This window comes from Novosphingobium resinovorum, assembly GCF_027922145.1.
Classification (GTDB): domain Bacteria; phylum Pseudomonadota; class Alphaproteobacteria; order Sphingomonadales; family Sphingomonadaceae; genus Novosphingobium; species Novosphingobium resinovorum.
In genome coordinates this window covers 1-6,180 of the sequence record NZ_BSFC01000028.1, presented here as the reverse complement: position 1 = coordinate 6,180, position 6,180 = coordinate 1, and the positions used below count along the sequence as shown (strand labels likewise).

At 61.2% G+C, this 6,180-nt stretch carries 10 protein-coding genes; 2 read left to right on the top strand and 8 right to left on the bottom strand.

Annotated elements, in window-relative coordinates; genetic code table 11:
• Positions 1 to 300: hypothetical protein (locus tag PKE80_RS17925; RefSeq protein WP_271183647.1), on the bottom strand; the 300-nt coding region annotated here is incomplete at its 3' end.
• A gap of 203 nt (positions 301 to 503) precedes the next feature.
• Between PKE80_RS17925 and PKE80_RS17920 the strand changes: the two genes are divergently transcribed.
• Positions 504 to 632 (top strand): hypothetical protein, encoded by a 129-nt coding sequence (locus PKE80_RS17920; protein ID WP_271183646.1) that lies wholly within the window; start codon positions 504 to 506, stop codon positions 630 to 632.
• 123 nt (positions 633 to 755) lie between these two features.
• Here PKE80_RS17920 and PKE80_RS17915 read toward each other — a convergent pair whose 3' ends face one another.
• From PKE80_RS17915 to PKE80_RS17885, 7 genes are all read right to left on the bottom strand, one after another.
• Entirely contained in the window at positions 756 to 1,052 is a 297-nt protein-coding gene (locus tag PKE80_RS17915; protein WP_069710292.1) for an addiction module antidote protein, read from the bottom strand.
• Between the two features lie 4 nt (positions 1,053 to 1,056).
• The gene (locus PKE80_RS17910; RefSeq protein ID WP_008832692.1) at positions 1,057 to 1,353 is read right to left on the bottom strand and encodes a type II toxin-antitoxin system RelE/ParE family toxin; all 297 of its coding nucleotides are present in this window, start codon (positions 1,351 to 1,353) and stop codon (positions 1,057 to 1,059) included.
• 72 nt (positions 1,354 to 1,425) lie between these two features.
• On the bottom strand, positions 1,426 to 1,794 hold the full coding sequence (locus tag PKE80_RS17905) for a DUF3768 domain-containing protein (RefSeq protein WP_271183645.1): 369 nt from the start codon (positions 1,792 to 1,794) through the stop codon (positions 1,426 to 1,428).
• Positions 1,795 to 1,811: 17 nt separating this feature from the next.
• Positions 1,812 to 2,801: an adenine nucleotide alpha hydrolase family protein gene (locus tag PKE80_RS17900; RefSeq protein WP_271183648.1), complete on the bottom strand. Its 990-nt coding sequence runs from the start codon at positions 2,799 to 2,801 to the stop codon at positions 1,812 to 1,814.
• Positions 2,776 to 3,003 carry a hypothetical protein gene (locus PKE80_RS17895; protein WP_008832689.1) on the bottom strand — a complete coding sequence of 76 codons (228 nt, stop codon included), beginning with the start codon at positions 3,001 to 3,003 and terminating at the stop codon, positions 2,776 to 2,778. The genes PKE80_RS17900 and PKE80_RS17895 overlap by 26 nt, the downstream gene beginning before the upstream one ends.
• A 41-nt stretch (positions 3,004 to 3,044) precedes the next feature.
• The gene (locus PKE80_RS17890; RefSeq protein ID WP_271183644.1) at positions 3,045 to 4,289 is read right to left on the bottom strand and encodes a hypothetical protein; all 1,245 of its coding nucleotides are present in this window, start codon (positions 4,287 to 4,289) and stop codon (positions 3,045 to 3,047) included.
• The gene (locus tag PKE80_RS17885; RefSeq protein WP_133085183.1) at positions 4,286 to 5,500 is read right to left on the bottom strand and encodes a type IV secretory system conjugative DNA transfer family protein; all 1,215 of its coding nucleotides are present in this window, start codon (positions 5,498 to 5,500) and stop codon (positions 4,286 to 4,288) included. Before PKE80_RS17885 ends, PKE80_RS17890 begins: the two co-directional genes overlap by 4 nt.
• A 396-nt stretch (positions 5,501 to 5,896) precedes the next feature.
• On the opposite strand from PKE80_RS17885, the gene PKE80_RS17880 reads away from it, so the two are divergent.
• Positions 5,897 to 6,180: HNH endonuclease (locus PKE80_RS17880; RefSeq protein ID WP_271183643.1), on the top strand; the 284-nt coding region annotated here is incomplete at its 3' end.

The following is a 6,180-nucleotide window of genomic DNA, read 5'->3' as shown; positions in this document are numbered from 1 at the left end:
CATCAAGGCCATGGCAGCGTAATGTTCAACCGCCCGCCCACACACGGAATTCCTGACAGTCCCGGATCGCTCGGCCCTGTAAAGGTCATGGTTGATGAACTGCATCAGATCCATCTCGTCGAAGCCGTGCTTTTTCAACAGCGACTTCAACGATAGCTCCAAGGCGTGGCCTCCACAGTGCCAGAAGGGGGCTTCACACTGGCTTGCGTCCAGCAACGCCCGTGTTGCGCGGCCGTACTCGAGCGCCATCCGCAGATATCGGATGCCCAAATCTTCATCGTTGCGAGATTGCTCACGCATTGGCTTCTCCTCGGGACTGGTTGAATTGCAGCCCGCATCGTCAAGTCAAGGTTGACCGGCAGCGGGTATGACCCTAGAACAATTGCCGCTCTAAGTACATGATATTTAACATAATTGTTATTATCGCGCCGCCGTTTCGGGGTGTTGCCCGCAAGGCTGGCGCGTGAGATCATCGCGCTTCCAGTATCGAAGGAGCGCGGATGATGGAGCCCGAACAGATGACCGACAAAGAGTTGGTCGATGCCTGGGACAAAGTCGAAGACGGTGAAAACCTGACCGATTTTGAACAGGCCGTTCTCGATGAAATCGAGCGGCGCAATATCGATCTGTAGAAGTCCGTTAGGATTATGACGATTTGTCGCAGCAACAGCCCGGCGACTTGAACAAGACCGTATTGGTGTTAGAGGCGCTGGCAGGTGCCGGGTAAACGCGACCGCCCGGCACCGCCTCTCGGATTAGATCGCCGTTTGGTTGGGTTGGAAACTGATGCGCAGCCCCAACGCGCCGGCAATCTTGCCGATAGTCGCGAAACTCGGATTTCCTTCACCCGACAGGGCCTTGTAGATACCCTCCCGACTAAGCCCGGTATCGCGGGACAGCTTGCTAATATTGCGAGCACGTACCACGTCCCCAAGAGCTGCTGCGATCAAAGCGGTATCGCCATCTTCCGCAGCGGCTTGCAGATATGCCGCAATGTCCTCTTCAGTCTTGAGGAAGTCGGCGGGATCGTAACGGCTAAAAGTCACGTCCATGGTTTCATTCCTTCCATGCGGCCGCAATTGATTTGGCCTGCGCTATGTCGCGAGCCTGACTGCTCTTGTCACCACCACAAAGCAGGACAATTAGGATTGGCCCGCGCTTCATATAATACACGCGATAGCCCGGCCCATAATCGATACGAAGTTCGGATATTCCGTCCCCTACGGGTTTAACATCGCCTGCATTTCCAAGGCTCAATCGACGCAGACGGACTTGTATCCGGGCTTTCGCATTTGAATCGCGCAAACCAGCCAACCATTGGTTGAAGGTGTTAGACTGGATCATCTCGATCATCTGATAACCCTAGTTGACAGGCCCCGTGTTGTCAACTCTGGCTGACAATATGCGGCCCGTGGGTAGTGAAAGCTATAGATCTTCGCGCACCATGATTGTCATGACGCGGCGCGTGACGCTGGCATCAGTGGGGTCAGGCGAACCCCATTTCAGATCGGCGTCGTAGGCGTCGATCTGGAAATAGACGGTTGTTCCCCGGTATTCGATCTGGCCACGCTCCCGCTCGGTCCTGTCGTCGTTGGGATATGTGAACTTGCGGACTTCGGCGAGGATCTCGGCTTGGGCGACAAGCTCGGCCATGGTGTTCTTGGCGAAGGTGCCAAGGCAGGTGCGGGTAATGACGATCCGTCCGTTGCGATCGAGGCCATGGCGGCAGCGATCGTTGAGACGGGCGATGATTTCCCGTTCGGACATGCCGGCGGTGGCAGTTGCGAGGGACATGGCAATTCTCCTGTGGGTCAGGCGGCGAGACGGGGACGCTGCGATGCGGGCACCGCAGCGTTGAAGCGCTCGATCCAGCTGCGCATGGTCGGGCGCTCGTTGACGGGGATCGATGCGGCGACGTCCTGAAATCGGATCAGGTCGAGCGGGGCTTCGCTGATGATCTGGTCGATGTCCTCGGCGGGCAAAAGCCGTTCGTGGCGGATGAAATCCGTCATTCGCCCCGGCCTCGCTCGCGTGGATTTGCGCCAGAGACCTTCGACCGTGTGCAGCCGGGGCGCGGCGCGGGCTTCGACAAGAACGATCAGGCGAAGGCACCATACCGGCAGGTCTCGAACCTCTGGCGGGGTCATTCCGATGCAGAACCAGCAGCTCGATTTAGGCGGAACCGGGAGGCCAGCGGCGGCGATCCGCCGTTCGCAGGCTTCGCGGTCCATGCCCCATTCGCGCAGCGGGTAGCGATAGTCGTAGAGCGGATCGTCAATCTTGACCGCGTGGGTGTAGCGCAGCGTGTCGCGCTTGCCGGCATCGAAGCCGATCAGCCGCGTCACTTTCTGGTCCCTCGCCCATGCGTCGACCGCCGGCTGCCATGTCTTCAGGAAGGCGTCCTGTGGAGATTTCTTATATTTCAGCGAACAGCTTGAACCGCCGAGCGATTTGCTGGGCAGCGTAGCGTTCGTGAGCGCCATTTCGAGCAGAGAGTAGTAAGGCGGCCAGTGTTTGAAGCGGCGCGGTTGATAGCGCACGATTTCGAACGGGATGCCTCGTGCGGCCATCCATGGCCGGATGACGTCGAGGTACTCGTAAGTGGCCGGTTTCTCGACGCCCGTATCGGCGGTGATGACAAGGTCGGGCTTTTCGCCGCGCGCTTCCAGTTCGACCAGAAGTGCGGTGGAATCGACACCGACGCCGTAGGCGAGGACGTTCGGGGCCCGAGGCGGCAGGAGATAGCCCGGGACGCGGCCTCCCACGTTCCCGCTCTCAGCGCAGTTCTTCGAGAACATCATCGCAAAGCTGCGCATCCTCGCGGGCAAACCGTTCGACGCGCGGCATGTCCCCCATGTCGATCACTTCGTAATCGTCGGACATGAAGGTCCAGTCTTCCTCGCGGAAGTCGTCATGCCAGCACCAGGTTCCGTCGGACCAGAGGACGAGTTTGATGCCTTCGTTGGCGTTCGGGGCGGCAGTCGGCTGAGTTTTGGGGCACATGCTGCATCTCCTGCTGGCGCGGAAAATCCTTGCCTTCGCCTTCACCCCTCCCCCTTCCCTTTCGCGGCCTCGGGCAGATTCAGGATGTCAGCGAGTGTCGGAGGCACTGGCCTGCGGGGGCGACGGCCGAATGCGAGGCCCTGTTTTGCGGCATATTTGTGAAGAGCATCGACTTCACGGCCGAGGGCCGCGGCAAGGTCTGTGAGGCTGATGCCATGCTCATGCGCGATCCGCAGGGCGGCCAGATGGTCGCTCGTCCAGCGCTGACGCCCTTCATGGGCAAGGCCGAGGATATTCGCGCGGGTGAAGATGGCCGCGCGCGTCCGGCCCATCTGGCAGGCAAGTTCAGGCGTCGGGATCTTGCCGTAGTCGCGGCGAAGCCGAGCTTCGTCGGCCTCGGACCAGTCAGGACCAAGGCGGAAGCCTTTGGACCGGGCATGGGTGCCGCGAAGGTTCAGATATTCCGCTCGCCAGCGGATCGAGAAGAGCGATCGACCCAGACGATTGCGAAGAGGCGTCAGGCTGGCGTTGTCGCGATAGGCTTTGATGAGCAGTTCATCTTCCTCGGGCATCCAGGCGCGGCCCCAACCCTTGCCCTGCCCGGTTCGCTTCATCAGTCCCTGAAGCGACGGCTTGGTCCGGGCCGGGAAGCCTTCCGTGCCAAGGATCGTGCCGATCTCGGCGTAGCTGTGTCCGGCTTCAACAAGTTCGATGGCGCGTTCGATCTCGGCGTTTGTCCATCCCCTGGGGGTGCTGGCATGCCTGATGCCCAGCTTGCCGGCACGGCTATAGACACCCGAATGGGGTCTGCCGATTATCAGGGCGACCTGCGCTGTCGGAATGTCGGCGGCAAAGCCGGCGCGCAGCTGCGCATCTTCCCATGGCGTCCATGCCGGTGCTGCCGCTTCGCTGAGGCCAAGGATCGCGGCACGGGCATAGACCGCGCCACATGAGCGGCCGAACCGCGCGGCAATCGTGGCTGCAGGCTCCTGTCCATAAGTCTGGATCAGTTCGTGGTCTTCAAGCTCGTTCCAGGGCCGTGTCGAATGGCGGCGCAGGCCAAGGGTGCAGACCTTGTCCCTGACACCATGCAGGCCGCGTCCCAGGGCCTCGGCGATTTCCGGCATCGGGGTGTCATCGTTGAACAGCCGGCGCAGGGTGCGAACCTCCTGCGGGGTCCAGCTGTCGGATCGGTACTGCATCTCCCCCAGCGGCGCAGATGCCTTCGGTAACGGGTCCGCGATTGAAACAAGCTCGACGATGATGGGTGCGGTGTCGTCGGTCATGACAGACCCACCAGGTGCACATCACTGAGACGGGCGCGCAGCCGCGTATGGAGGCGCGCCATGCGATCATCGGCCCGGGGCATGGTATCCACCGCCGAAAGCGCGGAGAGGACGTCCAGCGCCTGATCCACGGCCTCGCGCGAGATGCCGAGGTGCTTGGCCAGTTCGTTGGCCGTCGTGGCGTTGGGCGAAATCCCTTTCAGCGCCAGGCAGATTGCCGTGGCCGTGGGTGCGATAGGATCGAGCAGGAAGGCATCGAGGGCGCGGCTGCCGCGAGACTTCAGGCTGTCGTCGCGCTGGCTGGGCGCTTCGCGAAGATGCTCGAGGTCGAGGAGTTTCTGAGCCTCGGAGTGGTCGAGGTCGGCCGCGCCATGCAGCTGAGGGGTGGCGCCGAGATGCTCGGTGATGGTCTGGTCGATCTTGGCCATGATCGGGGTGCGGGTGAGCGCGGGGCCGAAGGCGTAGAACTCGCCGGCGCGTAAGGTACGCAGCTTTTCGGCTTCGCTGCGGCTGAAGCCCAGAATGTCGGCGGCGCGGATGATGTCGCGGTCGAAGACATTGATGCCGATGAGGAAGTTCTGAAGCTCGGAGACGACGGAGCTGGAGAGCTTGGCAAGGCGCTGGGTCGCGATGATGGGCGCGATCCCGCGTTTGCGGCCTCGGGCGCACAAGTCAGTGAGCGTGGCGACGCCGAGACGGCGGGTTTCCGCATCGCGGGCGGAACCGGCTTGATGGGGGGCAAGCAGGTGTCCTTCGTCGATCGCGACGAGAACCGTGTGCTTCCAGTCCTCGCGCGGAGCACCGACGAGACCGGCGAAGAAGGCCGATGCCTTGATGATCCGTTGTTCGGGGTCGAGGTCGGTGAGATCGAGATGAAGGGCGATACGATGGTGACGCGCGCGCGTTGCGGCGGCGGTCAGGCCATCGGCCGCGATTTCAGCTGCCTTGAGCGTCGTCGCGCCGATGTGCGCGGCGAGATTGCCGAACTCGCCTTCGGGATCGACGATCATGGTCTGAACGTAGTCGAAAGCCTCTTCGACGATGCGGCGCATGGTCTGGCTCTTGCCGGCACCGGACCCGCCCTGGACAAGCATGCGTCCCGCAAGGACGCGGTCGAGATCCAGTTCGAGGGCGCCATAGACGGTTTGGCCGATAGGAACCGCGCAGCGCGGCGGCGCTGGCGGTCCCGGCAGTTTCACGACGTTGGACATGGGGCGGCTCCTTTCGGGTTGCTCGCCTGCCCCTTCCCCCTCTCCTCAATTCGGCACTGGCCCCCGAGGAGGCTTCGGCCTCGGACTCAGGGCATTACATGAAAGGGGCACTGATATACGCTTGCGCCCCTTACGGACGCTTACCGGCCGCAACACCAATCCCGTAAGCGGTCACTGAACCAATCGTCATGGCTGTGCTTCCAGTGCCAGCGGCTTTCTTTGCTTCTGGTGATTTCTTTTTCGGTCCCTGTTGCATCCAAAAATCGCACACCGCATTTAATGCGACTATTTATCAAGCGGCTATTTGAGGGTTCCGTGCCGATAGCGGAGAAGGACATAAAATCACTTTGGGGTATGGCTGGAGGCCATTGCAGCAACCCTGCTTGTCGCGAACGAGTGGCTGAAATCAGCGAGGATGGCGAAAGCTATCTGACAGGCGAGATGGCCCACATTGTTGCGCGACAAGCCGAAGGGCCTCGCGGCGATGGCGTCGGTGGGGACAATTCTTATGAAAACCTAATTCTTCTCTGCCCCACATGCCATACGAGGATAGATAAGGCCCCGAACGATTTCCCGGTCGCGCTTTTGCAAAAGTGGAAGGCGGATCATGAGGCGTGGGTCGATAGCTGGTCGGCCGTGAACAATGCGATGTTCGTTTCGGCGACGGGTAGATTGCGTCC

Bases quoted from the DNA above. Each gene is read 5' to 3' on its own strand.
- PKE80_RS17920 (WP_271183646.1), top strand. From the start codon at position 504: ATGGAGCCCGAACAGATGACCGACAAAGAGTTGGTCGATGCCTGGGAC.
- PKE80_RS17915 (WP_069710292.1), bottom strand. From the start codon at position 1,052: ATGGACGTGACTTTTAGCCGTTACGATCCCGCCGACTTCCTCAAGACT.
- PKE80_RS17910 (WP_008832692.1), bottom strand. From the start codon at position 1,353: ATGATCGAGATGATCCAGTCTAACACCTTCAACCAATGGTTGGCTGGT.
- PKE80_RS17905 (WP_271183645.1), bottom strand. From the start codon at position 1,794: ATGTCCCTCGCAACTGCCACCGCCGGCATGTCCGAACGGGAAATCATC.
- PKE80_RS17900 (WP_271183648.1), bottom strand. From the start codon at position 2,801: ATGATGTTCTCGAAGAACTGCGCTGAGAGCGGGAACGTGGGAGGCCGC.
- PKE80_RS17895 (WP_008832689.1), bottom strand. From the start codon at position 3,003: ATGTGCCCCAAAACTCAGCCGACTGCCGCCCCGAACGCCAACGAAGGC.
- PKE80_RS17890 (WP_271183644.1), bottom strand. From the start codon at position 4,289: ATGACCGACGACACCGCACCCATCATCGTCGAGCTTGTTTCAATCGCG.
- PKE80_RS17885 (WP_133085183.1), bottom strand. From the start codon at position 5,500: ATGTCCAACGTCGTGAAACTGCCGGGACCGCCAGCGCCGCCGCGCTGC.